At 65.3% G+C, this 25083-nt stretch carries 20 protein-coding genes; 10 read left to right on the top strand and 10 right to left on the bottom strand.

The window, feature by feature from the left end; translation table 11 throughout:
* Window positions 1-393: 393 nt before the first annotated feature.
* The 4 genes from SB4_RS05685 to SB4_RS05670 all read right to left on the bottom strand — a co-directional run bounded on the left by SB4_RS05685 (window position 394) and on the right by SB4_RS05670 (window position 3592).
* Complete coding sequence (locus tag SB4_RS05685) at window positions 394-861, bottom strand: DUF1203 domain-containing protein (protein ID WP_058751779.1); 468 nt, start codon at window positions 859-861, stop codon at window positions 394-396.
* A gap of 26 nt (window positions 862-887) precedes the next feature.
* Window positions 888-1067, bottom strand: coding sequence for a hypothetical protein (locus tag SB4_RS19475; protein WP_153006087.1), 180 nt, complete (start codon window positions 1065-1067; stop codon window positions 888-890).
* Between the two features lie 927 nt (window positions 1068-1994).
* Window positions 1995-2963: a serine O-acetyltransferase EpsC gene (gene epsC / locus SB4_RS05675; protein ID WP_082670003.1), complete on the bottom strand. Its 969-nt coding sequence runs from the start codon at window positions 2961-2963 to the stop codon at window positions 1995-1997.
* Window positions 2960-3592, bottom strand: a complete 633-nt coding sequence (locus SB4_RS05670; protein WP_058751783.1) for a peroxiredoxin — start codon at window positions 3590-3592, stop codon at window positions 2960-2962. The genes epsC (SB4_RS05675) and SB4_RS05670 overlap by 4 nt, the downstream gene beginning before the upstream one ends.
* A 183-nt stretch (window positions 3593-3775) precedes the next feature.
* Between SB4_RS05670 and SB4_RS05665 the strand changes: the two genes are divergently transcribed.
* Window positions 3776-4948 (top strand): aminotransferase, encoded by a 1173-nt coding sequence (locus tag SB4_RS05665; protein WP_241488495.1) that lies wholly within the window; start codon window positions 3776-3778, stop codon window positions 4946-4948.
* A gap of 71 nt (window positions 4949-5019) precedes the next feature.
* Here the strand turns inward: SB4_RS05665 and SB4_RS05660 are convergent, their stop codons facing one another.
* The 4 genes from SB4_RS05660 to SB4_RS05645 are packed head-to-tail and all read right to left on the bottom strand — an operon-like array spanning window position 5020 to window position 10287.
* On the bottom strand, window positions 5020-5613 hold the full coding sequence (locus SB4_RS05660) for an RBBP9/YdeN family alpha/beta hydrolase (RefSeq protein ID WP_082670002.1): 594 nt from the start codon (window positions 5611-5613) through the stop codon (window positions 5020-5022).
* Entirely contained in the window at window positions 5610-6572 is a 963-nt protein-coding gene (epsC, locus tag SB4_RS05655; RefSeq protein WP_058751777.1) for a serine O-acetyltransferase EpsC, read from the bottom strand. The genes SB4_RS05660 and epsC (SB4_RS05655) overlap by 4 nt, the downstream gene beginning before the upstream one ends.
* Window positions 6569-7648, bottom strand: a complete 1080-nt coding sequence (locus SB4_RS05650; protein ID WP_082670001.1) for a pyridoxal phosphate-dependent aminotransferase — start codon at window positions 7646-7648, stop codon at window positions 6569-6571. Before SB4_RS05650 ends, epsC (SB4_RS05655) begins: the two co-directional genes overlap by 4 nt.
* The gene (locus tag SB4_RS05645; protein WP_058751776.1) at window positions 7648-10287 is read right to left on the bottom strand and encodes a TonB-dependent receptor plug domain-containing protein; all 2640 of its coding nucleotides are present in this window, start codon (window positions 10285-10287) and stop codon (window positions 7648-7650) included. Before SB4_RS05645 ends, SB4_RS05650 begins: the two co-directional genes overlap by 1 nt.
* A gap of 213 nt (window positions 10288-10500) precedes the next feature.
* Between SB4_RS05645 and SB4_RS05640 the strand changes: the two genes are divergently transcribed.
* The 4 genes from SB4_RS05640 to SB4_RS05625 all read left to right on the top strand — a co-directional run bounded on the left by SB4_RS05640 (window position 10501) and on the right by SB4_RS05625 (window position 16157).
* The gene (locus SB4_RS05640; protein ID WP_058751775.1) at window positions 10501-11190 is read left to right on the top strand and encodes a TetR/AcrR family transcriptional regulator; all 690 of its coding nucleotides are present in this window, start codon (window positions 10501-10503) and stop codon (window positions 11188-11190) included.
* Window positions 11191-11309: 119 nt separating this feature from the next.
* Window positions 11310-13556, top strand: a complete 2247-nt coding sequence (locus tag SB4_RS05635; protein ID WP_082670000.1) for a TonB-dependent receptor — start codon at window positions 11310-11312, stop codon at window positions 13554-13556.
* 22 nt (window positions 13557-13578) lie between these two features.
* Window positions 13579-14901, top strand: coding sequence for an LLM class flavin-dependent oxidoreductase (locus SB4_RS05630; protein ID WP_058751774.1), 1323 nt, complete (start codon window positions 13579-13581; stop codon window positions 14899-14901).
* The gene (locus SB4_RS05625) at window positions 14898-16157 is read left to right on the top strand and encodes an MFS transporter (RefSeq protein WP_058751773.1); all 1260 of its coding nucleotides are present in this window, start codon (window positions 14898-14900) and stop codon (window positions 16155-16157) included. Before SB4_RS05630 ends, SB4_RS05625 begins: the two co-directional genes overlap by 4 nt.
* A gap of 431 nt (window positions 16158-16588) precedes the next feature.
* On the opposite strand, the gene SB4_RS05615 is transcribed toward SB4_RS05625, so the two are convergent.
* Window positions 16589-17644 carry an ATP-binding protein gene (locus tag SB4_RS05615; protein WP_153006086.1) on the bottom strand — a complete coding sequence of 352 codons (1056 nt, stop codon included), beginning with the start codon at window positions 17642-17644 and terminating at the stop codon, window positions 16589-16591.
* Window positions 17641-18318 carry a response regulator gene (locus tag SB4_RS05610; RefSeq protein WP_058751770.1) on the bottom strand — a complete coding sequence of 226 codons (678 nt, stop codon included), beginning with the start codon at window positions 18316-18318 and terminating at the stop codon, window positions 17641-17643. Before SB4_RS05610 ends, SB4_RS05615 begins: the two co-directional genes overlap by 4 nt.
* Before the next feature lie 125 nt (window positions 18319-18443).
* On the opposite strand from SB4_RS05610, the gene SB4_RS05605 reads away from it, so the two are divergent.
* The 5 genes from SB4_RS05605 to SB4_RS05585 are packed head-to-tail and all read left to right on the top strand — an operon-like array spanning window position 18444 to window position 25067.
* Window positions 18444-19577: an efflux RND transporter periplasmic adaptor subunit gene (locus SB4_RS05605; RefSeq protein WP_082669998.1), complete on the top strand. Its 1134-nt coding sequence runs from the start codon at window positions 18444-18446 to the stop codon at window positions 19575-19577.
* 3 nt (window positions 19578-19580) lie between these two features.
* Window positions 19581-22688: an efflux RND transporter permease subunit gene (locus SB4_RS05600; RefSeq protein WP_153006085.1), complete on the top strand. Its 3108-nt coding sequence runs from the start codon at window positions 19581-19583 to the stop codon at window positions 22686-22688.
* A 2-nt stretch (window positions 22689-22690) separates the two neighbouring features.
* Window positions 22691-24106 (top strand): efflux transporter outer membrane subunit, encoded by a 1416-nt coding sequence (locus SB4_RS05595; RefSeq protein WP_058751768.1) that lies wholly within the window; start codon window positions 22691-22693, stop codon window positions 24104-24106.
* On the top strand, window positions 24103-24648 hold the full coding sequence (locus SB4_RS05590) for a cytochrome b (RefSeq protein ID WP_058751767.1): 546 nt from the start codon (window positions 24103-24105) through the stop codon (window positions 24646-24648). The genes SB4_RS05595 and SB4_RS05590 overlap by 4 nt, the downstream gene beginning before the upstream one ends.
* A complete protein-coding gene (locus tag SB4_RS05585) occupies window positions 24645-25067 on the top strand; it encodes an MFS transporter (protein ID WP_058751766.1) in 423 nt (140 codons plus the stop codon). The genes SB4_RS05590 and SB4_RS05585 overlap by 4 nt, the downstream gene beginning before the upstream one ends.
* Window positions 25068-25083: the final 16 nt, after the last annotated feature.

Here is a 25083-nt window from a genome sequence, read left to right as displayed (position 1 = left end):
TTGAGTCTCAGCCCTAATTCAGCCCCTCACATATGTCATTTTGCATTAGGCGGTGCACACCCAAAATGGCGTAAAACATTCAGAATAGCCGCATCTGTATGATGGTTCAGCACGATGCTAAAAGTGATTGTTTTCTTGGAAAAATGGCAACCCGGCAGAGCGTTCAATTGCGCCACGCATTCTAACATTTTCGCCTCCCTCTTCCTTCGGGCTCGAGCTAGGCGAACTTGGACTGCCATTTTCCGTGATCAACGAACGGCCGGCATTTGGATGACGAAAGGGACGTTTGGACGGCGACAATTGGGTCGAGAGCTGCCGCCCTCCCCTTCGCCGCAACGACCCAGTTCCGGTCATTCCGGTGCCCTTGGTGGCTTTCCAGAAGCAGACGCTCGTTCAGGCTCGGACGATACGAGCCGCATAGCAGCCTCGCTTGGCATAATGCGCATGGAGGTACGCGACCTCGGGGTCGGCAAGGAAGCGCACGATCAGCGGCTCGAGCTTGCTGCCATCCTCCAGTTCGGCGTGCAGCATGTGGCCGGCTGCATCGAAGGCCCGCAGCGAGATGGGACGTATGCGGATCACCTCCGGAACCTCATCGACCACATCAAGGGCCTGCTGCGCTCCCTCGCGCACGAAGATGGCATGCCGCGACCGGTAGGGTGTGTCAGCGGGTTGATGCTCGTAGTTGAGAAGGATGGCCGCATCACCGATGTCGAGGTCCCTTACCTCGACGCGGTCGGGGAAACCGGGCTTATCGTTCACGATGAACCGCTGCGCTCCAATTTGGGCAAGCTCGTCATCCGACAGGCCGTAAAGGTGCATGAACTCTTGAGGGGCGAGCCCCTGAACACGAAACGACATAGAAACGTCTCCACCGGGATCTTTGCTCATTTAGGGCCAGCAGCCGATGCTGGCGTCCCGTTTCTTGCTTCCAAATCCCAATACACCTTGGCAACGCCTATCAGCTCGGATTTCGGAAGCGAGCATGCCTGCTCGATCAGCGTTCTGACCCAATAGCCGTCGTTCGAAGCTGCCAGATCGCATCCCGCTTTCTGCCATTCGTTCATCACGCGAGACCGAGGCAGTGACCCAAATGCTGGGCTGACTATGTGTCGCCCATGGGGGGAAGCGGACGTTCAAGAGACGACAGGATCGTCATCAGATTGACCCGACCGCCCGTGCCGCAGTGCCTGTCGGATCGCTAACTTTATCTGGACCCTAAGGTAGTCGGCCCTATGCTCGATGTCGGCGGAAGACGCAGCGTTGGCGATTTTCTCAACCGTGTTCTCTTCCCATTGCGCGAACGTCCAGTGATCGTTGCTCATACGCCCTTATCGCTTCCGCTATCGAATGTCCGCAACCGGGCGGGAGCAGCCGCCCTACCCTTCCGTCACGAAGTAGACGACCCACATGCGGCCATTCAGCGGTCCTGCTGCGCTTCCCAACTCCGCTCATTCGTTCGTGTGAATTGATCAAGCCCCCCCCCGGATCCGCAGGGGCTCGCGCGACACGAAGTGGGACATTCCCGCGATTCACTCCCAACTTGTCGAAAGACAGGTTTGGCTAGAGCAGACATCCGGCAATAACCCGACGCGCACGGGCTGCGCCCATGGACCCTGCATCACGTAAATGTTGCCCCATCCGGATGATCAGCGCGCCATCGGTTGTTCAAGGCGTTTTGACAATCGACGAGCTTGACGCCCAAGACGGTCACCCCCCAGCCGGCCAATCCAAGCTGAGCATTACCTTGACGGTGCAGGGTTCGGATAGAAGATCGCTAATCGCCGGTCAGCCCGTTCGCTTGACAGGATGAGCGTCATCGGGCGTCGATACGGTCCGTCCGAACAAGCGATCGCCCTTACTGTATCTGATCCATTACGGCCGCACCATAAGCCGATTTCGGCTGGATACCGACACCAAGGCTCTCGATGGCTTTGATCACGATGTTCGATGGGCCAATGTGCGCCGTAGAGAATGACCGTTGCCGTACAAGCTTACTTACCCTGGCGGTCGCCGATCGGACTGAAGATCGGCTTAGGCGCTTCGACCAGCGTGTCGGGCGGCACGTCGTTTCGCAGCCACACATTGCCGCCGATCCGCGAACGGGCGCCGATGGTCACCCGGCCGACGATGGCGGCGTTGGCGAAGATCACGACGTCGTCGCCCACGATGGGGTGGCGGGGCGTACCCGGCGGAGCGTTGAACAGATCGGGGTCGCCGCCGAGTGTCACGCCTTGGTATAGCCGCACTCGGTCGCCGAGCACGGCCGTTTCGCCGATCACGACGCCGGTGCCATGATCGATGAAGAAGCCCTGCCCGATCCGGGCCGCGGGATGGATGTCGATCCCGGTCTGATCGTGCGCCAGCTCGGCAATGATGCGGGCCACCAGCGGAACGCCCAGGCGATGCAGCAGGTGCGCCAGCCGATGGTGTATGACGGCAGTGAGCGAGGGATAGGCCGCCAGCACTTCATCCACGCTACGTGCGGCCGGATCGCTGGCATAGGCGGCCTCGACATCGCGGTCGAGCAGCCGGCGCAGCGCGGGGAGATTGGCGGCGACGCTGCCGATCAGTCTCTCCGATGTTGCGGCGATGGCCCTGCCGTCCGTCGTCTCCGGCGCAGCATAGCGCAACTCTATATCGATCTGGGCTTGCAGCTGCGCCAGCAGGGGCTCGAGCGACGCGGCGACGAAGGCATTCTCGTTGGACGCGGTGATCTCCGCCGGGCCAAGCCGCAACGGGAACAACGCGGTGCCGAGCTCGCGCGTGATGCGCTTGAGCGCCTGGCGCGAGGGAAATTGCGCGCCATGCTCAGCATGGGCTGGGTGCGCAGTACGCCAATCCTCGCGAGCGACGCGCAACCGGTCGATGACAAGATCGATTTGCCGAGGAAAATCGATGGATCGGTCGGGATCGACATGCACCCCGTCAACCTCCGTCACGCTGCGCAACACATCGCTCATGCGGGTTGCCTGACCGTACGCAGATAGGGCTTTACCTCGGTCCAGCCGTTCGGGAACAGCGCCCTGGCCGCGTCATTGTCGACCGAAGGCACGATGATGACATCGTCGCCCTGCTGCCAGTTCGCCGGTGTCGCTACCTTGTGCGAGTCGGTCAGCTGCAGGCTGTCGATCGTGCGCAGGATCTCGGCGAAATTGCGACCCGTGGACGCCGGATAGGTGAGCGAGAGGCGCAGCTTGCGCGCGGGATCGATCACCAGAACGGTGCGCACCGTCGTGGTGTCTGACGCGGCGGGGTGAATGAGATCGAGCAGCGTCGCGACCTTGCGGTCGTCGTCCGCGATCAGGGGAAAGTTGAGCGCATGCCCCTGCGTTTCGGCGATGTCGGACGCCCAGCGCTGGTGGCTATCGAGCGTGTCGACGGACAGGCCTAGCACCGCCACGTTGCGCCGGGCGAACTCCGGCACGAGTGCCGCGACCGCGCCCAGTTCGGTGGTGCAGACCGGCGTGAAATCCTTGGGATGCGAGAAGAGGACGACCCAGCGATCGCCTGCCCATTCATAGAGGTTGAGCGGCCCCTCGGTCGATGCCTGGGTAAAGTTGGGAACGATATCTCCGAGCTTGAGCGACATCATCGATCTCCTTAGAAGGCTTATAATCCACCGAACCGATGGGAATATAAGCGGGCAATTCTTGCACCCCCGAAAGTTTCGGTTTTCGATGGCGGGCGATGGGGGTGCGAACTTCGTGGGGGCGGCCGGACTGTCGCGGGGGATCCGGCGGCTGGGAGCTACCGCCCCGGCGATAAACCGGGCATGAAGGTCTCGATGAACCCAGTCTACGCCAACGCGGTCACCACGATCTTCGAAGAGACCTCGCGCCGTGCGCGCGCATGCGGGGCGATCAACCTGGGCCAGGGGTTCCCCGATACGATCGGCCCACCGGACCTGTTGGAGGCGGCGGCACGGGCCGTGCTGACCGGGCCTAATCAATATCCGCCGTCACTGGGTTTGCCCGCACTTCGTGGCGCGGTGGCGGAGCATTACCGGCGCTTCCAGTCGCTCGACCTCTCCCCCGACGACGTGATCGTCACCTCCGGCGCGACCGAGGCCATTGCCGCGGCGCTCCTGGCGATCGTTTCTCCCGGCGACGAGGTGGTGGTGTTCGAGCCGATGTACGACGCCTATCGTCCGTTGATCGAACGGGCGGGTGGGATGCTGCGGCCGGTAACGCTCCATCCGCCGGCGTGGCGCATCGTCGAGGACGATCTGGCGGCCGCCATCGGTCCACGAACGCGGGCGGTTCTCTTCAACAACCCCAATAATCCTGCCGCCCGGGTCTTCTCGCGCGCGGAGTTGGAGGCGGTGGCGCGGCAGTGCGTCCGGCACGACCTTATCGCGATCTGCGACGAGGTGTGGGAGCATGTCGTGTTTGACGCCCGGCAGCACATACCCCTGATCAGCCTGCCGGGCATGGCGACTCGCACGGTGAAAATCGGCTCCGCCGGCAAGATTTTCGGCGTGACCGGCTGGAAGGTCGGTTTCGTCATGGCCGCGCCGCATCTGTTGGGGCCGATCGGACGGGCGCACCAGTTCCTCACCTTCTCGACGCCGCCCAACCTGCAATCGGCGGTTGCCGAGGGATTAGGCTATTCCGATGCCTTCTTCGCGGACGCCCGCGCGTCGCTCGCACGGTCGCGGGAGCGGCTGGTGACGGCCCTCCGCGCCGCCGGGTTCGAGATGCTGCCGAGTGAGGGCACGTATTTCGTCACGATCGATCTGGCCGCCTCGGGCTTTGCCGAGAGGGACACGGCGTTGTCGGATCGACTGATTGCGGAAGCCGGTGTCGCAGCGATTCCCCTCTCGCCATTCTACATGAGTTCACGCGTCCCTTCCGGCTTGCTGCGGCTGTGCTTTGCCAAAGCCGACCACGTGCTGGATGAAGCCGTCGAAAGGCTCGGGAAATGGATAGAGGTCGCGTCCCGCTGATGCAGCAGCTTGGCGTTCGCGGCTTGCGCAAGCCAGCCAATCGGGCCGTGCACCGCGACACCGCGATTTGCCTATCGCGCTAGCAGCGATCCAAGCAGCGCCTGCCCTTCTTGCCAATCGCCTAGGCCGGACAGCGCGTTGATATGCCCCGCGCGACCGATATCGGCGAAGGTCGCCCCCAGGTCTTGAGCCAGTTTACGCGACCGCGTGAGACTCGCATAACGATCGTCGGCGCTGGCCACGACGAGGGTCGGGAATGGCAGCGGACCGGGTGGTAAGGGCGCGAAGCGGAGCAGGCGCAGGTCGCAGCCCTGCTGCCCCACATCGGGCGGCGCGACCAGCATAGCACCCAGGACCTTGGTTCGCTCCGCCGATCGTGCTCGCGCGGCCCACCAGATGATGGCGAGGCAGCCGAGGCTATGCCCCACCAGTACGACCGGAGCGTCGGCCTCCGTCACCGCGTCTGCGATCGCGGTCACCCAACGAGCGCGGGTGGGCGATTCCCAATCCCCCAGATCGACGCGAACGCAATTGTCGCGACATTGCTGCCAGCGTGTCTGCCAATGATCCGGGCCTGAGCCGTTCAGCCCGGGTATGATCAGGCATCGTACCGGTCGAGCGGTGGTTGCTGCTTGGACAAAAGTGTGTGGGCGATACTGGTTCATGCTGTCTCCCCATGATTTGCGGCGACGCGCGCGGCTTCGGTGACATGGCCAATCGGTACGGCACTCCCCACCGTCTCGCGCTCCGCGAAAGCCTGGTGGATGACGGCGCCAGGCGGCACGCTCTCGGTCAGCCACACGCTGCCGCCGATCACCGCCCCCGCGCCGATCGTGACTCGGCCCAGCACCGTCGCGCCGGCGTAGATCACCACGTGGTCTTCGACGATCGGGTGACGCGGCAAGCCCTTGACCAGCGAGCCATCCTCCTGAGCCGGGAAGCTGCGCGCACCCAGCGTCACCGCCTGATACAGGCGCACGTGGCTGCCGATCACGGCCGTTTCACCGATGACGACCCCGGTGCCATGGTCGATGAAGAAACGCTCCCCGATCGCGGCGCCGGGATGGATGTCGATGCCCGTGGCCGAATGCGCCAGCTCGGCAATGATCCGCGCGACGAGCGGGACGCCGAGCCGGTGGAGCCGGTGCGCGATACGATGATGGATCATCGCCCGCACGCCGGGATAGCAAAGCAACACCTCGTCCACGCTGCCCGCCGCCGGGTCGCCAGCGAAAGCCGCCTCAACGTCTCCGTCAAGAAGCCGGCGGATATTCGGCAAGTCCCCTCCGAACGCGGCTATGATGCGGCCGGCCCGTGCGTCCGCCCCGCCCGTCGCCTCATCGCGGTACGCCAGTTCCAGGCGCACCTCACCGCGAAGCTGGCGCAGCGCTCGGCCAAGCGTCTCGATGACATAGGCTCGCTCATTCTCCGGGCGGACCGTCTCCGGGCCCAGTCGCAACGGAAACAGTGCACCCTTGAGGTCAGCAACGATGCTCTCGATCCGTCGCCGCGATGGGAAGTCATCGACGCCTTGGTCGGCGCCGTTGCGGTGCCGGGCACGCCAGTCGTCACGGACATCGCTCAGGCCACCGGCGATCGCCGCCAGATCCGGCGCGCTCGTCATCCGATCACCTGCCGCAGCACGGCAAGAAAGCGGTCGTTCTCCGCCGGCTGTCCGACCGTCACGCGTACCCAGTCATCGAGCGGGGGGAACGGCCTGGCGATTTCGACGCCTGCCATCGCCGCCGCAGCGCGGATGCGGCCTGCTGCGGGCGTGTGGAAGAAGACGAAATTGCCGCGCGCGTCGGTGTGACGCAGCCCTAACGCATCGAGCCTCGTGTGGAGCCGCCGCCGCTCCACCGCCGTCCGGTCGCGCACCATGGCGACATGCGCCTGATCCCCCAGCGCCGCGCCTGCGGCTGCAAGCGCGGGGCGAGACAGGGAATGAGGCGTGCCGATTCCGGCCGCCCGCAAGGCGGTCGCCAGCGGCGCCTGCGCGACGGCGTATCCGATCGACAGCCCCGCCAGCCCATAGATCTTGGCGAGCGTGCGAAACACGAGCACGTTACGCCCCGCCCGCACATGCCGGATCGCCGACAGCCCGGCGAGATCGTCATATTCGAGATATGCCTCGTCCACCACGGCCAGCGTCCGGCGAGATACGTCCTCCAGAAAGGCGTGCCAAGCGCCCGCCTCGCTGACCGTGCCGGAGGGATTGTGCGGGTTCACCAGCGACACGGCCAGCGTGTCCGCGCCGACCGCGCGGGACAATGCGGGCAAGTCGTTTTCGAGACGCGCATCGAGCGGCACCGGCCTACCCCGACCACCCAGCGGTGCCGCGGCATCAACCAGCGCGGTATACCCAGGTGCCGAGAAGACGATCTCGCCACCACCCGGGCGTCGACGCGCCAGGAACAGCCCCAGCGCTTCGAGCACTTCGCCAATCACAACCTGCTCCGGCGCGACACCTTCGAGGCGGGCGATCTGCCGGGTGAGCCTGCCCACTTCGGCCTGCTCGACATAGCGCTCCACGCCGAGCGCCGCCGCACGGATGGCGGGCGCGACGTTCGGCGACGGCCCCCAAGCGTTCTCATTGAGCGACAGCCGGGTCCGTACGGCAAGACCAGTCCCGATCGCCGGTGTCGCGGCCACCGCCGCTCCCATCGCGATCCACTCGCGCCGGTTGAGCAGCGCCGCCATCAGAAACTCACTCCCGCGCGAACATAATAGAAGGCACCGCTAAACCCGAAGGGCGAGAATTCGCTGTAGGGAAAGGCACCGAACGTATCAGCACCGGTCAGCGCTGCGGTCGACTGGATGTTCTCGGTCGGATAGACGTTGAACAGATTGTTGGCGCCCACCGTCACCGCCAGGTTGCGGTTGACCTGCCCGGTGAAGCTGAGATCGGTCACCCACTTCGGCTCCAGCTGCTGAATCACATCGACATTGCCGCGCGTCCCGGACTCGGTCGGCAGCGTGCGATAGGGCGTCGATCCTTGCGCGATCAGCGCGACCGCCGCGGGAGTCTGGTTCGTGAGCGCTACCTGTTCGACCCGGCCATAGCGGGTGGCGCGCACATCGAAGGTGATCGGACCGGTCCGGAAGGTCGCGCCCAACGCCACCTTGTCGCGCGGCTGACCACGCTCGACGCGCGTCCTTTCGACGACGTCGAACAGCGGCGTGGTGATACCGAGCGCCGTGATTTGCGGGGGCGTCGCCGCGACACGGCGCAGCCGCGTCTGGTTGTAATTGTACGCCGCCGTCAGCTTCAGATCGCCCCAGCCGCCCAGCGGGGTGGCATAGGCCGCGGTCACGTCGACCCCCTGCGTCCGGGTATCGACCGAATTGGTAAAGTAGCGGACGCTGGTCACGCCCGGAATGCCGATGCCGGCGAGATAATCGCGCAGACGGCGGCTGCCCGACGCATCGACATAGTTGGACGAGAGCATGATCCGGTCGTCGATGTCGATATGATAGTAATCGACCGACGCGGTCAGGCGCCCACCCGCATAGGTCAGGCCACCGCCGAAATTGGTCGACGTCTCCGGCTTCAGAGCCTGCGCGCCGAGTGCCCGGGCGAGCGGCGAACCGACCGGCGCGGTGCGGACCAGCACGAACTCGGGGAAACCGGTCGTGTTGTTGACGATCGTCCGGCTGCTGGTCGAACTGAAATATTGCTGGGCAAGGCTGGGCGCGTGGAAGCCGGTGCCGACCGACCCGCGCAGGGCAAACCCCGCCGGCAGCGCGACACGCGTCGACGCCTGCCCGTTCCAGGTGTCGCCGAAGTCGGAGTAATGCTCGTAGCGTTCGGCAAGATCGACCGTCCAGCCGCGCACCGGCTCCAGTCCCGCTTCCGCAAAAGCGCTGACCGCACCACGGTGGACGTCGACCGCGTCGCTAGGCTGGATACCGGCAAAGCCCTGCGACCCGATCGTCAGGATCGCGCCGGCATTCGGGCCATCCAGTATGCGCGCGGTGCCATATTGGTAGCTGGCGAGTTCGCTGGCGCCGATCTTGTAGCCGTCACGGCGATATTCGGCACCGATCGCGACGTCGATCGGCGCAGCCAGCCCGGCCTCGACGCTGTTCGAGAGGGTCAGGTCGGTCGTCCACTGCGAATTGCCGTAGCGGCCATTATAGAAGCGCTTGGGACTGGCGGCTCCCAGAGTCGCGTTGAGCGTGTTTTGTGTCCGATACGCGATGCGATTGCCGCCGTAGACGCTCGATAGGTCCCATTTCCATCCGGCCAGATCGCCGCGCAGACCCAGCGCGCCGGTATAGTCGGCGCTCTCGGTATCGACGAAGGGCAGGAAGCCGTTCGGATAGATGGCGCGGACATTCTCGTCCTGACCTGGCCGCCGGAACGACGCATTGCTGTGCGCCTTGCTCAGCCGATAGCCGCCGAACCCGTAGAGTTCGACATTACCCAATGGCTTGCTGAAATTCACCAGGACCGAGCCGTCCTTGAGGTCGCCCTGGTCGGCCAAGCGCCAGACGTTTCGGTCGACGGTCGCCTCGCGCGGGTCGAGCCGCGTTCCCGCGACGCCGCCCGGCGGATTGAGCCCGATCCCCGCCCCATAACGCGACGACAGCGGCTGCGGCGTGCCCGTCGGTGAAATGCCGAAATAGAATTGTCGCGTGTCCGGCTGCGCGCGGTTCGCCGCCTGATGGTCGCGATAATAGCCGGTCACGTTGACGAAGCCGTCCTCGCCCAGCTTCAGCCCACCTCCGAGCGAAACCTCATAGGTGTCGCCGCCGCCGTCATACGTCGTGCCCGCGCTCGCCGAGGCATGGAGCGTGGTGTCCGTTCGCAACAGGATGTTGATGACGCCCGCGATCGCGTCCGACCCATATTGCGCCGAAGCACCGTCGCGCAGTATTTCGATCCGGCCGATCCCTGCCGCTGGAATCTGGTTGAGGTCGGTCGGCGTCGACCCCTTGCCGATCGTGCCGCCGGTATTGACCCAGGCCGCGCCGTGCAGACGTTTGCCGTTGACCAGTACCAGCGTCTCGTCCGGCGATAAGCCGCGGAGCGAAGCGGAGTGGATGTGCGTATTGCCGTCCGGCGTCGTCGGATTGGCGAAGGAGAAGGACGGCGCAAGCTGACGCAGCACTTCGCTCGTCTCCTGATAGCCCGAGGCGCGCAGGTCGTCGCCGCGCAGCAGGTCGATCGGCACCGGCGAGGTCGTGACGGTCCGTTCGCCCGCGCGCGTTCCGGTGACTACGATCTCGTCGCCTGGCTCTGTCTGTTCGATAGCCGCTTGGCGGCCCGCATCCTGTGCGGCTGCGGCCGCGATGGGTGACACGCTGGCCAGCAGCCCCGCTACGATGATCTTCATCCATCAACCCCCTTGTCGATCGGGCGGAACCTATTGGCACTCGCCCCTCGATCATATCCTATGCATTTGGTGGGATTTGATAGAAATGATTGGGCGCGATCAAGCTCCAACTTCACCGCCAGTCTTCGCTCCGCGTCATTGCCAACCCGCTCCGAAGCCAGCCGCCGAAAACGACGATCGATTTATCTCCCGACGCCTCTATCCTGACCGGCCATGCCCAAGCTCATCGCCCATCTCAGACCCGTGACGCTGTTCGACATCGAGGGCGACGAAACGCCCTCCAAGCGCCGGCTGGCCGACGCCGGAGAGCGGCTGATGGGAACGCACGGCATCGACACGCCGTCCCTGCAGGAGATTGCGGCTGCGGCGGGTCAGGCGAACAAATTCGCGGTACAATATCATTTCGGCGGGCGTGACGGATTGATCGATGGCATCTTCGCGATCCGGATGCGGCACATCGTCGCACGGCGCCAGGAATGTGTCCGCTTGGCCGAAGAACGCGGATTAATGGATGATCTTAGTAGCTTGCTGGAAGCGGTGCTCCTCCCGATGTCGGAGCAGGTCGACGCGAACGGGCACCACAGCTACGCTCGACTCCTGTTGCAATATACGACGCGGATCGGCTTCGACCCGCATCGCCGCGATGATCCGTTCAACGCTCGACGCGGGCTCGCGGTGACGCTGATGGAGCGGATGGCCGGGCTGCTGAACCTCACGGCGGAGCAGTTCGAACTCGGCTTCGCCCAGCAGCATTTTGCGATGATCGTCGGGCTGGCCGCGCGTGACAATTTTGTGTTTCGCGGGCGTGTCGCGCTGTCGCTGGAAGAGCTGATCGATCAGACCATCGCCATGGCCGTACCGGCACTGGAGGCAGCGGCCCGGTTCGCACTGCAACGGCGCTGAGCCACCAGACGAAGCGGAAGTTGCATCAGCGCAACGAAAACCATCTTCAACCCCCATCGATCTAATAGGATAAGTGTCAGCACTTAATCCGCACCAGATGCGTTCATGGGGGAAAGTCGATGGCTGCTCGCCGATCCAAGGGAACACGTGCCGCTCCAGGCTCCGAACATGCATGGCTATGGCGCGCGAGCACGCTGGCCGCCGCGCTCGTTCCTGCCGTCGTCCACGCGGCCCAGCCACAGGATCAGACGGGGCCGCAGGATCAGACGGGTCTGTCCGACATCGTCGTCACCGCACAACGCCGCGTCGAGAGCTCGCAGCAGGTCCCCATCTCGATCCAGACCCTGGATGCGAAGGCGCTCGACACGCTCGGCGCGCGCCGCCTGAGCGACGTGGAGGTCGCCACGCCGTCCCTGTCGTTCGGCGATGGCAGCGAACAGGGCCGCACCGGCATTCGCGGCGTTATCGATTACTCGCGCAACGCCGGCTATGACTCGCGCGTCAGCGTCTATGTCGACGGCGTCTATTACAGCCGGTCCTGGATGAACAACCTGACGTTGCTGGGCATCCGGCAGGTCGATGTGTTGCGGGGGCCGCAGGGAACGCTGTTCGGCAAGGACACGGATGCGGGCGCGCTCTCCATCACCACGATCCAACCATCGAAGACGCTGGGCGGCGAGATCACCGCGGATATCGGTAATTTCGGCTATCGCCAGATCGCAGCGCGCAGCAACCTGCCGCTGAACGACGACGTCAGCCTGCAACTCAGCGGCGCCCATGTGCAGAGCGACGGCTATTATCGCAACGTCCTGCTCGGCAAGCGCAACCAGGGCATCAACTCCGACGCGTTCCGCGCGCAACTCCGGCTCCACCCCAATGACGGGCTTGATGTCACGCTTGCGGCGGATTTCACCGACGACGACAATTCGACGCTCCACTATACCTACGTACCGCCAGCGGGCAGCGATCCGTTCGAGATCCGATCCTATGTCGACGATGGGGCGCGTCGTCGGATGGGCGGCGTCTCGCTGACCGCACAGAAGGACGTTGGCGGAGGATTCCAGGCGACGTCGATCACGGCGTGGCGGTCGGGCCACCAATTCCTGCACTTCAACAACGAAACCGGCCCCACGCCGATCCTGACCGCGGACCTGCGCCAATATACGGACCAGTTCTCGCAGGAATTTCGGATCGCTTCGCCGCGCGAGCGCCGCTACGATTTCGTCGCGGGCGTCTTCTACTTCTGGGGCAACAACCGCGACCGGCAGGCGCTGACCTTCGGCTCGGGCCTGCGCGCACTCGGCCTCGGTAGCGCCGTGGGCAAGGTGGCGACGCTCGCTACGTCGGTCAGCAGCGACTCCATCGCCGGGTTCTTCCAGGCGAACGTCCAGCCGTCGTCGCTTGTCGAACTGTTCGCCGGTGCGCGGCTGACCCATGAGCGCAAACGACTGAACGACATCACCACCGCCGACCCGACCGGGCTGTTCTCTGCCCCGATCAGCGGCTACCGCGATGCGCTCGCCAACACCTTCTTCACGCCCAAGGGTGGCATCAACCTGCACCTGCGGCGTAACGTGCTGTTGTTCGGCACGATCGGTCGCGGCTTCAAGAGCGGCGGGTGGAACGTCGAGGCGACCAGCCCCGCCGCCTTCGCCGCCGGCATCCGCTTCAAACCCGAAACGGTGACCAGCTACGAAGTCGGGTTCAAGAGCGACTTTCTCGATCGCCGCGCCCGCGTCAACGTCACCGGCTTCTACGAGAAGTTCGACGATTTCCAGGTCTTCACCTTCGTCAACGCCACCGTCGGCGGCCGCACGGTGCTCGCCAGCAGCCTGTCGAACGTCGGCAAGGTCTCGTCCAAGGGTATCGAAACCGAGATCGCGGTCATCCCCGTCGCCGGCCTGACGCTGGCAGCCCAATATACCTATAACGACAGCGTGTATGACCGCTATCCGGGTGGCGGCGGCACGGCGGGCAACACGGTGCTCGATGCCGACGGCGTGCAGACACCCTATGCGCCGCGTCACAAGGCCTATGTGTCGGCCGATTACGAGACCGCACTGGGTTCGGGCCTGCCGCGCTTGCAGGTGCATCTCGGCTATAGCGTCCAGTCATCGGAGAATTTCGATCCGAAGGTGGCGAACCCGGTGTTTGGAAAAGCCTATTTCATCGCGGGTTACGACCTCGCCGATGCGCGGATCGGACTGACGTCCACCGACGGCCGGTGGCAGGCATCGCTATGGGGCCGCAACATCTTCGACAAACACTATATTCGCTTCGCCAATCGTACAGCGGTCCTCGGCAACGCCGCGATCCTCTACGGCACGCCGCGCACCTATGGCGCAACGCTCGGCTACACGTTCTGAGCGCGCCGGAGAGATCACCGTCATGACCATCCCCCGCCAGATGAAGCTGGGCGCCTTTATCATGGGCGTCGGCCACCATATCGCCGCCTGGCTCCATCCCTCGGTAGAACCACACGATCTGGTGTCGCTCGATCATTATGTCCGGATCGCACAGGCGGCGGAAGCGGCGCGGTTCGACGCCCTGTTCTTCGCGGACAATGTCGCCGCGCCGCCGCTGTCGCCTTTGTCCGCGCAGGCCGCCCCGGTCTATTATCTCGAACCGTTGATGCTGCTCGGCGCGCTGGTCCCGGCGACGCAGCGGATCGGGCTGGTCGCGACCGTGTCCGCGACCTACCTGCCGCCCTATCACCTTGCCCGAAAGTTCGCGACGCTGGACCATATCAGCGGCGGGCGCGCCGGATGGAATTGCGTGACGTCCGGCTCCGACGCCGAGGCGCGCAATTTCGGTCTGGATGCCCAGATCGGCCATGCCGAACGCTATGAGCGGGCCGCCGAATACATCCACGTCGTCAAGGCGCTGTGGGACAGTTGGGACGACGAGGCGCTGCTGTTCGATCAATCGGGCCGCCGCTTCTTCGACCCGGCCAAGGTCCGAGCGATCGATCACGACGGACGCCACTTCCGCGTCCGGGGCCCGCTACAAGCCGGACGCCCGATTCAGGGGCATCCGGTGATCGCGCAGGCTGGATCATCGGCGGACGGCATCGCATTGGCGGCGGCCACCGCCGAACTCGTTTTCACCGCGCAACAGTCGCTGGATGAAGCAGTCGCGTTCGCCGACACGGTGCGGGAGCGCGCCGTCGCCGCGGGACGCGGCCGCGAGGACGTGGTGGTGATGCCCGGATTGATGCCCTTCGTTGCCGAAACGCAGGAGGACGCACAACGCCTGCACGACGACCTGCAGGCGCTGGTCGATCCGGGGATCGCGATCGGGCTTGCCTCCGCGATGATAGGTGCGGACCTCGGCCAGTATCCGCTCGATGGTCCCGTCCCCGACCTTCCGCCCACCGAGGGCTGGCAGAGCCGCCAGAAGCTGTTCTTCGACCTTGCTCGTGCAGAAGGTCTGACGATCCGTGAACTGGCCGTCCGCGTCGCCGTCGCGCGCGGCCACAGGGTCGTCATCGGCACCGCTACGCAGATCGCGGACGAGATGGAGGCGTGGTTCCAGGCCGGCGCGGCGGACGGCTTCAACATCATGCCGCCGACCCTTCCGCACGGCCTGCATGACTTCGCCCGGCTCGTCGTCCCCGAACTGCAGCGGCGCGGACTGTTCCGCACCGAATATGAGGGCAACACGCTCCGGGCGAACCTGGGCCTCGCTCGCCCGGCAGGACGCATGTCATGAGCACCCGCCCGGTCTATCGCGGCTGGCATGTGGTCGGCGCCGTGCTCGTCGCCCTGATGCTCTGCGGGACCACTACGATCGTCGCGACCTTCGGCATCGTTACCGCGCATCTGACCCGGGCCTTGGGCTGGACCCAGGGCGCGATGGCGACGGCACTGTCCCTCTTTTTGCTCGCAACCACGCTGGCGGTGCCCGTGGTCGGCATCGCCGTCGACCGCTTCGGATCGCGCCGCACCGCGGTCGCAGGCATCCTTAGTTTTGCCGCGCTGCTCGCGCTGGCGGGAGGGACGATCACGTCGCTGCGCGGGTTGATGATCTTCTACGCCCTGTTCGGGGCGGTCGGCGCGTTTACCAATCCGATCGTCTATATCAAGGCGCTCTCCGCCTGGTTCGACCGCCGCCGCGGCTTCGCGCTCGGCCTCGCGGTGGCGGGCCAGGGTGTAGGCGGTGCGATCCTGCCGATGGCGGTCGAATATGTCAGTGAAGCCTTCGAGTGGCGCTACGCCTTCTATGCTCTGGCGGTCGCCTTGATCCTGTTCGTACTACCGCTGATCGCCCTGTTCGTGCGCGACGATCCGGCAGAGGCAGGCGTCCCCTTTGCCGATGCCGCTGATCCTCACGATATTGATCAATCAAGGGTGCGTTCGGGCCTGACGGTCGCCCAGGCCCTGCGGACCGGCGCCTTTTGGATCATCATCGCCGTCTTCCTGCTGTTCGGCATGACCAGCTACGCGCTGACCGGGAATTTCGTCGCGTTGATGCTGAAGCGTGGGGCCGGCACGCTGCCGCAGATTGCCATGCTGTCGTCGCTCGCCGGCGTCGCGATGATCGCCGGCAGACTGGTGTTCGGCTGGCTGCTCGATCGTTTCCCCGTTCCGATCGTGGGCGCGGGTGGCGTCCTGTGCGCAGCAGCCGCGTTAGCCATTCTGCTACGCGTCGAAACCATCGGCATTGCCGCCGTCACGATGAGCGCGCTGATGGGCATTGCGATGGGCGCCGAAACCGATCTCCTCTCGATCCTCGTGGGGCGATACTTCGGGGAGCGCGCGATCTCGCGCATCTATGCATGGCACAACGTTAGTTTCCTGCTCGGCGCCGCCATGGGACCACCCCTGTTCGCCACGCTGCTTGGCCGTTTCGCCAGCGCGGACATCCCCATTCTCACGCTGATAGTCTTGGTCATCCTGTCGGCATCGCTGCTCTTGATGCTCAGGAAGCCCAAGTGGTCGGTTGACCTTCAGCGTCAACTCCCCTGAACAGGCGTTCTGATTGGATAACTGGCTGGTGCTGTCAGTCTAATGCGAACCGCTCTCCACACGATGCATGGCGGTCTTTGAGGGCACCGGCGCAGCTTGCAAGGTTCTGCCACTCTACCAGCGCGGCGGAGCGTCGTTCCCGGTAGGTCTGGCGGTCGATGAGGTGGCGCCGAAATTGGCCTTCGAGGATGTGGAAACGGGAATGGTCGTGCTGAACCAGCTGCCACTTGCGGGAGGACAGCTTGCTTGCCCCAGCTTCTAGGTTTGAAGCGAAAGCAGCTGCCCTCCCCTTCACCTCAATGACCCATCCCCGGACGTTCAGGCGGCGTAGAGCGCTCCCCAACTTCTGACGTTCATTCAGGTTTGGCTCCGGACCCGGATGTGCAGTGCAAGCACCTTGCCTGCGCTGGCTACAACGCGATCAGTCCCTGTCAACCTTTCGGCGCCGGCAGGAGAATACGAAATAGAGATCGGTCGTTGGCTCTTTGATAAATAGCATCTCCGCCATGTGCACGGGCGATAGCCTGAACGACGGAAAGGCCCAGTCCCGATCCACCGGAGTTCTTTGTGCCGCGTACGAATTGGCGAAAAGCGCTTCTCTCCAATTTAGGTGGCAACCCTGGCCCCTTGTCCGCAACGGTGATGACCGCCTCACTCCTCGTGAATTCAACCGCGAGCCGCAAAGTACAAGGCGACGCATGGCGACGCGCATTGTCGACGAGGGCGACCACCGCCTGTCGGATACGCGCCGCATCGGCCCGGACGACGCCAGCCTCCGACGTCATCTCCAGTTCGAAACCCGCTGGCGACAGCATGGATGACAGGATCGGTCGCATATCCTCCAACTCGGCAGCCAGATCGACGTCCCCGATCACCAGCTCCAGTCGCCCGCTCTCAGCCAGGCTGACGCTGCGCAGATCCTCGACCAGCCGGGTCAGGCCCTCGACCTGTTTCATCAGGCCGACGACCAGTGCGTCATCGAGCGGAAAGACGCCGTCCTTCGCGCCTTGCAGCCGCCCGCGCAATATGGTCAGGGGGGTGCGCAGTTCGTGCGCGATCTGGGCATTCCACAGCTTCACATCGTCCGACATGCGTTGCAGCCGGTCGGCCATGGCGTTGAAATCGGCAATCAGCAGCGCCGCCTCGCCATGCGCGGCGCGGACCGGCGCGATGCGGGTAGTCAGGTCGCCCTCGGCGATCCGACGCGCCGCCTCGCCCACTGCGCCGAGCGGCTGCACAATACGCCGCGCCAGCCGGACCGCGACTGCCAGCGCCAGCACCACGCCGATGACGCAGGCCGCGAGGGTGATGCCGACATCCAGACCCGTGGTGTCCGCCACCCCAGGCGGCAGCGGCGCAACGATACGGAGCCGCTCCAGCACGGCATAGACGATGTAAAAAGCGGCCGTGCTGACCGCGACCGCGACGAAGGCCAGCGCCGCCATCGCGATCGACAATTGCCGGGTCAGGCTGTTCCGGTTCCTCATCCGCGCGACCACAGCCGGTATCCGACACCTCGAACGCCTTCGGGCATATCGGGCACGCCTGCCTGATCCAGTTTGCGGCGCAGCTTGCTGACATGACTGTCGACCGTTCGGTCGAGGGCATCCGATCCGGGCAGGCAGGCGTCGAGCAGTTCGCTGCGGCTGAACACCCGGCTCGGCGTGCGGGCCATATGGGCGAGCAGGCGGAATTCGGTCAGGGTCAGGGCGACTTCGCCGCGTTCGGTGCGGACCATATGCGCAGTCGTGTCGATCTCGACCGGGCCGACACGCAGCACGCCATTGCCCCCCTCGCCGCCCGCCCGGCGGAGCACCGCCTTGACCCGCGCGACCACCTCGACCGGATTGAAGGGCTTGACGACATAATCATCGGCTCCGATGCGTAGAGCCTGGAGCTTGTCGATGTCCTGGTCCAGTGCGGTGGTGACGACCACCGGCGTATTGCCCCGTCGCCGCACTTCGGACATCACGCCCCAGCCGTCGATAATTGGCATCGAGATGTCGAGCAGCAGGATGTCGGGCTTCAGCGCGAGGTGCAGGTCCAACGCGGTACGCCCGTCATCGGCATGAACGGTTCGGAACCCCTCCCGCTCCAGATAAGCGCGGATGATCTCGGCAATGTCGCGATCGTCCTCGGCAATTAGCGCGAGGGGGTTCATGCGGCGGGTCCATCGGGCATGGCCTTGTTCCTATCAGCGGTGCGCCGCCCGCCGCCAGCCCGCCTCCACACAATCTCCACACAATCTCGACGCGAGCGCAACGACTCGCGTGGATAGGCGGCAGCATGATGGGTCGATCTCTTGTTTGCCGCACGCTCCCCGCCCTGCCGATCATGCTGGCCATGGCGGCCTCGCTCAGTGGCTGTTCCGCCGAAGCCCCCGCTGCTCCGGCAGACCCGGTCACGGTACTGACCATGCGTGTCGCACCCACCGAGGTCACCGCCGCCGACGAGCTGCCCGGCCGGGTCGTGGCCTTCCGCACGGCCGAGATCCGCCCGCAGGTCGGCGGTATCATCCAGCGCCGCCTGTTCGAACAGGGTGCGGCGGTGCGCACCGGGCAGATACTGTTCCAGATCAGCCCAGCCCCCTATCGCGCTGATGCCGACACCGCGCTGGCAACCGTGCAAAAGGCCAGTGCCGCCTATGCCCGCGCCCTTGCCCAGGCCGACCGGCTGAAACCCCTTGTAGCGGCCGATGCAATCAGCCGCCAAAGCTATGACGACGCGGTCGCCGCGCGCGAGCAGGCCGGTGCCGAACTGGCCGAAGCGCGCGCGACCTTGCGCCGCCGCCGGATCGACCTAGGCTTTTCGCGCGTCACCGCGCCGATCGCCGGGCGGATCGGCGCGGCCAATGTCACCGAGGGGGCGCTGGTGACGGCGGCGGACGCGACGCCGTTGGCGACGATCCAGCAGATCGACCGGGTCTATGTCGATGTCCGGCAACCCGCCGAACGTTATGCCGAGTTGCGCGCGCAGGGTGCTGCGGCCTGGCCGGTCGAGATCCTTACCGCCTCCGGGCAGAGCCATCCGGGACAGGGGCGCATCCTGTTTTCAGGGATCGCCGTCGATCCGGGGACCGGCGATGCACTGGTCCGGGTCGAGGTGCCCAATCCCGGCGAGCGACTGTTGCCCGGCATGTTCGTCCGCGCCCGCCTGCCCCGCGCCACAATGCCCGCCGCGCTGGTCGTGCCGCAACAGGCCGTGACCCGCGCTGGCGACGGCACGCCGCAAGTCAGCGTGGTAGGCGGGCAGGACCGGGTGCATCTACGCCGCGTCATGCTCGGACCGCTGGTCGGGGGCCGCTATGTCATCCAGTCGGGTTTGCGCGCCGGGGAGGTGGTGATCATCGAGGGGCAGGATCGTGTCCAGCCCGGCACCCCGGTCAAACAGCGCCCTTGGCGCGGCGGCGCGGCGGGCTGAGCCATGGCGCAATTCTTCATCAACCGCCCGATCTTCGCCTGGGTGATCGCCATCGCGATTGTCCTGCTGGGCGTCATCGCCATCCCGCAAATGCCGGTCGCCCGCTTCCCCAGCGTCGCGCCACCGACCGTCAGCATCTTCGCCAGCTATCCTGGTGCCACGCCGCAGACGCTGAACGACAGCGTCGTCTCGCTGGTGCAGCGCGAGCTGTCGAGCGTAAAGAACCTGCTCTATTTCGAGAGTTCGGCCGACACCTCGGGTTCGGCGACGATCACCGCCACCTTCCGCCCCGGCACCGATCCCGAAATGGCGCAGGTCGACGTGCAGAACCGGCTGAAGACGATCGAGCCGCGCCTGCCGCAGGTGGTGCGCCAGACCGGTGTGACGGTGGAGTCCGCCTCGTCGGGCTTTCTGATGATCGTCAGCCTGTTGTCCGACGGGCGGCAGGACGAGGTCGAGCTGTCCGACTACATGTCCCGCAACATCGTCGACGAACTGAAGCGTATCCCCGGCGTCGGGCGCGTGCAGAATTTCTCGGCCGAACGCGCCATGCGCATCTGGATCGATCCGGCCAAGCTGGCAGGATATGGCCTGACCGCCACCGACGTGACGGCGGCGATCGCCGAGCAGAATGTCCAGATCGCACCCGGCGCGCTAGGCGCCGAGCCGACCGCGAACGGCCAGCGCGTGCTGGTCCCGCTGACCGCTGAAGGCCAGCTCAAGACGCCGGAGGACTTCGCCGGGATCATCCTGAAGGCCAATACTGACGGATCGAGCGTCACGCTGGACAAGGTCGCCCAGATCGAACTGGGGCGGCAGAGCTTCGGCAACGACACGCGCGAGAATGGAAAGTTCGCCGCTTCGGTAGGCATCCAGCTGACGCCAGGGGCCAATGCGGTCGCCGCGTCAAAGGCTGTGCGCTCGCGGATGACCGAGCTTGCCCATTCGCTGCCGCCGGGTATGACATGGTCGGCGCCGTTCGACACCGCGCCCTTCGTCCGCATCTCGATCGAGAAGGTGCTGCACACGCTGGCCGAGGCGATGATCCTCGTCTTCCTGGTCATGTACCTGTTCCTGCAAAACGTCCGCTATACGCTAATCCCCGCCATCGTCGCGCCGATCGCGCTGCTCGGCACGATCGCGGTCATGCTGGCGACGGGCTATTCGATCAATGTGCTGACCATGTTCGGCATGGTGCTGGCGATCGGCATCATCGTCGACGACGCGATCGTCGTCGTTGAGAATGTCGAGCGGCTGATGCATGAGGAAAAGCTCTCGCCCGCCGATGCCACGCGCAAGGCGATGAAGGAGATCACGCCCGCGCTCATCGGCATCACGCTGGTCCTGTCGGCGGTGTTCATTCCCATGGCGCTGGCCGCCGGGTCCGTCGGCACCATCTATCGCCAGTTCTCGATGGCGATGGCGGTATCGATCCTGTTCTCGGCCTTTCTGGCGCTGACCCTCACCCCGGCGCTGTGCGCGACGTTTCTGAAGCCGTTGGATGCGGAGAGGTCCAAAAACCGATTCTTCAGCTGGTTCGATCGCCAGTTCGATCGGGCGACACGCGGTTATCAGGGCTGGGTCGCGCGTCTGCTCAAGCTCAGCGGGCGGATGATGCTGATCTTCGCGGCCATCGTCGGGATGCTAGCCATCGCCTCCATTAACCTGCCGTCGTCCTTCATGCCCGAGGAGGATCAGGGCTATTTCATGACCAGCTTCCAGCTGCCTGCCGACGCCACCGCCGCGCGCACGCTGGCCGCCGTCAAGGCACTCGAAAAGCATATGGCGACCCGACCCGGCGTCGAGACCACGGAATCGATCCTGGGCTTCGGCTTCTCCGGCTCCGGCCCCAATGCGGCGATGGTCTATACTATGCTGAAAGACTGGAAGGAGCGCGGCGGCACGAACGTCGCAAGGGAGGTGGCCGCCGCCGACGCCGCCATGGCCAGAGACGTGCATGAGGGCCAGGTGATGAACGTCATGCCCCCGGCGATCGACGAACTGGGCACGTCATCAGGCTTCGCGCTCCGGCTGGAGGATCGGGCGGGCAAGGGTCGCCACGCGCTGTTCACCGCCCGCGACATGCTGGTCGCCTATGCCCAGCGCAGCCCCGAGCTGACCGGCGTCTATGCCGAGGGGCTGCCGTCTGGAACCAGCGTGCGACTGGACATCGACCGCGCCAAGGCACGTGCGCTGGGCGTGCCGTTCACCGCGATCAGCGACATGATCGGCACCGCCTTGGGCAGCAGCTATGTCAACGACTTCCCCAATAAGGGGCGGTTGCAGCAGGTGATCGTGCAAGCGGATGCAGCCCACCGTATGAACCTGGACGACGTGATGAAACTGCGTGTGAAGAACGCAGCCGGTGGCACGGTGGCGCTGGCTGAACTGGTCACACCTGTGTGGAGCAACAGCCCGCTCCAGCTGTCGACCTATAATGGCTATCCCTCAGTCAGCATCACCGGCAGCGCCGCGCCGGGTGTTTCCAGTGGCGATGCGATGCGCGAGATGGAGCGGCTGGCCGCCGAACTGCCGCCCGGTTTCGGCATCGAATGGACCGGCCAGTCGCGGCAGGAGCGCGAGGCGGGCGCGCAGGCGCCGATGCTGCTCGCCCTGTCGATGCTGGTCGTGTTCCTGGTGCTGGCGGCACTCTATGAGAGCTGGTCGATCCCGATGGCGGTGATGCTGGTCGTGCCGCTGGGCCTGATCGGCGCGGTGTCGGCGGTGATGCTGCGGGGCATGTCGAACGACATCTTCTTCAAGGTCGGCCTGATCACCATCATCGGCCTCAGTGCCAAGAACGCGATCCTGATCGTCGAGTTCGCCAAGCAGTATCGCGAGGCGGGCAGCAGCCTGGTCGACGCTGCCATCGCCGCCGCCCGCGTGCGCCTGCGCCCGATCGTGATGACCAGCCTGGCCTTCACGCTGGGCGTCGTGCCGCTGATGCTGGCGGGGGGTGCGAGTGCGGAGACGCAGCATGCGATCGGGACCGGCGTTTTTGGGGGCATGATCACCGGCACATTGCTGGCGCTGATCTTCGTGCCGACCTTCTTCGTGGTGGTCGTGGGGCTGGCCGAACGCTGGCGCGCACGCCGGGTGAAGGAGGCATGACGATGCGATACCTGCCCCTCACCCTATTGCTGGCGACTACCGCCTGTTCGATGATGCCCCGCCTCGCCCTGCCGACACCGCCGGTCGCCGAGGCCTATCCGGCGCCGAGCGGCACCGAAGTCTTGCCCGAATGGCGCGGCATGTTCTGTGATCCGCGATTGCAAAGCCTGATCGCCCTGTCACTCGACGCCAATCGTGACCTGCGTATCGCCGCGCTGAATGCGGAAGCGGCGCGAGCCCAGATACGGGTGCAGCGTGCCCAATCACTGCCGGGCGTCAACGTCGACGCGGGCTATACCCGCCAGCGCCAGCCCGCGAGTGTTGCGGGAGCAGGCGTGGGCCTGACACCGGGAAGCGAGGCGACAGGCTTCGAATTCGGCCAATTCAGCGCCCAAGCCGCGCTGACCAGTTTTGAGATCGACCTGTTCGGCCGCCTGCGCGCGATGAACGAAGCGGCCTTTCACCGCTGGCTCGCCACGGTAGAGGCCCGGCGCGCGGTGCGGCTTGCCGTGATCGGCGCGGTCGCCGACGCCTATTGGAACGAACGGCTGGCCGACGAGCAGCTGGCACTGACCCGGTCGACGCTGGCCGACTGGCGCGCCTCGCTCGACATCACCCGGCTACGCAGGCAAGCAGGCCAGGCGAGTGGCGCAGATTTGGCTCAAGCTGAAGGGCTGGTCCGGCAGGCGCAGGCCGATCTGGCACAGCGCGAGCGGGAGCTGGCGCAGGCGACCAATGCGCTGACGCTCGCGGTCGGCGCGCCTCTGCCGAGCGACCTGTTGCCCCCCACCCCGCTGATGGAGCAGCCGATCCGCACCGCGCTGGCGACGGGGACGCCCTCCGACCTGCTGACCCGCCGCCCCGACATCGCGCAGGCCGAACAGGACCTACGTGCCGCCAATGCCGATATCGGCGCAGCGCGTGCAGCCTTCTTCCCGCGCGTGTCCCTTACCGCCGCTTTCGGTTTCGCCAGTCTTGCGCTCGAGAGTTTGTTCCGGGGGGCGAACCGGTCCTGGTCCTATTCGCCCGCGATCAGCCTGCCGATCTTTCGCGGCGGTGAGTTGCGCGGCAATCTCGACCTCGCCCGGCTGCGCACATCGACGGCGGTGGCGACCTATGAAAAGGCGATCCAGACCGGCTTCCGCGAAGTCGCCGATGGGCTTGCGGCGCAGGCGACCTATGGGCGGCAGATGACTGAGCAGCGCGCCGTCGTCGCCCAGGCCGAACGTCGCGCCCATCTGACCGATCTCGCCTATCGCGCCGGGCAGACCAGCCGTCTGGAATTGCTTGATGCCCAGCGCGCCACCTATGCCGCGCGCCAGGCTGCGCTGACCGTCAGGCGCGACCAACTGACCGCCGCCGCCGCGCTCTACCGCGCGCTCGGCGGCGATACCGAAGCCGAAGGAACGCCGCAATGAACCGCCATGACCGCTACACCCTGCCGATGCGGATGCTCCACTGGATACGCGCCGCTCTGATCTTGGGACTGATTGCGCTCGGCTGGACTGTGACGTCGATGTCCGACAGCACGGCCGCGAAGTTCGAATGGATGTATCCCGTCCACAAGGAATTCGGCGTGCTGGCCTTCTTGATCGGTACCGTCGCGCTGGTGGTACGTCGCCATTCGGCCCTGCCTCGCCACCCCGCCGGACTGGCGGCGTGGGAGATCATCCTGTCGAACATCGTTCAATATGCGATGCTGGCCTTGGCGATCATCGTGCCGCTGATGGGCTATGCCATGTCCAGTTCGTTCAGCCAGAGTGACGGCGTGCCGTTCTTCGTCACCTACCTGCCCGAGCTGCTGCCCAAGAACGACCACGCCTTCGCGCTGTTCGCCTTGGCGCACAAGACGCTGGCCTACACCCTGCTGGTGCTGGTCGCGCTGCATGTCATGGGTGTTCTCAAGCATCTTTTCCTCGATCGCGGCCGGGCCACCGACGTCCTGCGCCGGATGCTATGAGCCGGACCATTCCGATGGAGCAGGGCTCAGCGGGCGTGGACCCCGGTCCCCGCTGGCAGTGGCGCTTTTGGTCGATCTTTGCCGGACAGTCGCTGTCGCTGATCGGCTCGGCGATGACGCAGTTCGTGCTGATCTGGTGGATCACCGACACGACCGGCGACCTGGGTGTGCTGGCAACCGCCGGGCTGGCCGCGCTGCTCCCCCAGGCACTGCTGGGACCGGTCGGAGGCACCTTCGCCGACCGCTACAATCGCCGGATGCTGATGATCGTCTCCGACATGGTTTCGGCCTTTTGCATCGTGGTCCTGATCGCCCTGTTCCTGAGCGGCCATATCGCCCTGTGGCACATCTATATGGCGATGTTCGTTCGCAGCGCGGCCACGGCCTTCCAGTTGCCTGCCGCTGCGGCCAGCGAGTGACGTGATGGGTTGGACG

Source organism: Sphingomonas sanguinis (assembly GCF_001476905.1).
In the GTDB taxonomy this organism is placed as follows: domain Bacteria; phylum Pseudomonadota; class Alphaproteobacteria; order Sphingomonadales; family Sphingomonadaceae; genus Sphingomonas; species Sphingomonas sanguinis_B.
Note: the sequence above shows the minus strand (reverse complement) of the source record. Positions and strands in the feature narration are given on the sequence as shown.

Coding starts and splice junctions, on each gene's coding strand:
- SB4_RS05685 (WP_058751779.1), bottom strand. CDS start 861: ATGTCGTTTCGTGTTCAGGGGCTCGCCCCTCAAGAGTTCATGCACCTT.
- SB4_RS19475 (WP_153006087.1), bottom strand. CDS start 1,067: ATGAACGAATGGCAGAAAGCGGGATGCGATCTGGCAGCTTCGAACGAC.
- epsC (WP_082670003.1), bottom strand. CDS start 2,963: ATGAGCGATGTGTTGCGCAGCGTGACGGAGGTTGACGGGGTGCATGTC.
- SB4_RS05670 (WP_058751783.1), bottom strand. CDS start 3,592: ATGTCGCTCAAGCTCGGAGATATCGTTCCCAACTTTACCCAGGCATCG.
- SB4_RS05665 (WP_241488495.1), top strand. CDS start 3,776: ATGAAGGTCTCGATGAACCCAGTCTACGCCAACGCGGTCACCACGATC.
- SB4_RS05660 (WP_082670002.1), bottom strand. CDS start 5,613: ATGAACCAGTATCGCCCACACACTTTTGTCCAAGCAGCAACCACCGCT.
- epsC (WP_058751777.1), bottom strand. CDS start 6,572: ATGACGAGCGCGCCGGATCTGGCGGCGATCGCCGGTGGCCTGAGCGAT.
- SB4_RS05650 (WP_082670001.1), bottom strand. CDS start 7,648: ATGGCGGCGCTGCTCAACCGGCGCGAGTGGATCGCGATGGGAGCGGCG.
- SB4_RS05645 (WP_058751776.1), bottom strand. CDS start 10,287: ATGAAGATCATCGTAGCGGGGCTGCTGGCCAGCGTGTCACCCATCGCG.
- SB4_RS05640 (WP_058751775.1), top strand. CDS start 10,501: ATGCCCAAGCTCATCGCCCATCTCAGACCCGTGACGCTGTTCGACATC.
- SB4_RS05635 (WP_082670000.1), top strand. CDS start 11,310: ATGGCTGCTCGCCGATCCAAGGGAACACGTGCCGCTCCAGGCTCCGAA.
- SB4_RS05630 (WP_058751774.1), top strand. CDS start 13,579: ATGACCATCCCCCGCCAGATGAAGCTGGGCGCCTTTATCATGGGCGTC.
- SB4_RS05625 (WP_058751773.1), top strand. CDS start 14,898: ATGAGCACCCGCCCGGTCTATCGCGGCTGGCATGTGGTCGGCGCCGTG.
- SB4_RS05615 (WP_153006086.1), bottom strand. CDS start 17,644: ATGAGGAACCGGAACAGCCTGACCCGGCAATTGTCGATCGCGATGGCG.
- SB4_RS05610 (WP_058751770.1), bottom strand. CDS start 18,318: ATGAACCCCCTCGCGCTAATTGCCGAGGACGATCGCGACATTGCCGAG.
- SB4_RS05605 (WP_082669998.1), top strand. CDS start 18,444: ATGATGGGTCGATCTCTTGTTTGCCGCACGCTCCCCGCCCTGCCGATC.
- SB4_RS05600 (WP_153006085.1), top strand. CDS start 19,581: ATGGCGCAATTCTTCATCAACCGCCCGATCTTCGCCTGGGTGATCGCC.
- SB4_RS05595 (WP_058751768.1), top strand. CDS start 22,691: ATGCGATACCTGCCCCTCACCCTATTGCTGGCGACTACCGCCTGTTCG.
- SB4_RS05590 (WP_058751767.1), top strand. CDS start 24,103: ATGAACCGCCATGACCGCTACACCCTGCCGATGCGGATGCTCCACTGG.
- SB4_RS05585 (WP_058751766.1), top strand. CDS start 24,645: ATGAGCCGGACCATTCCGATGGAGCAGGGCTCAGCGGGCGTGGACCCC.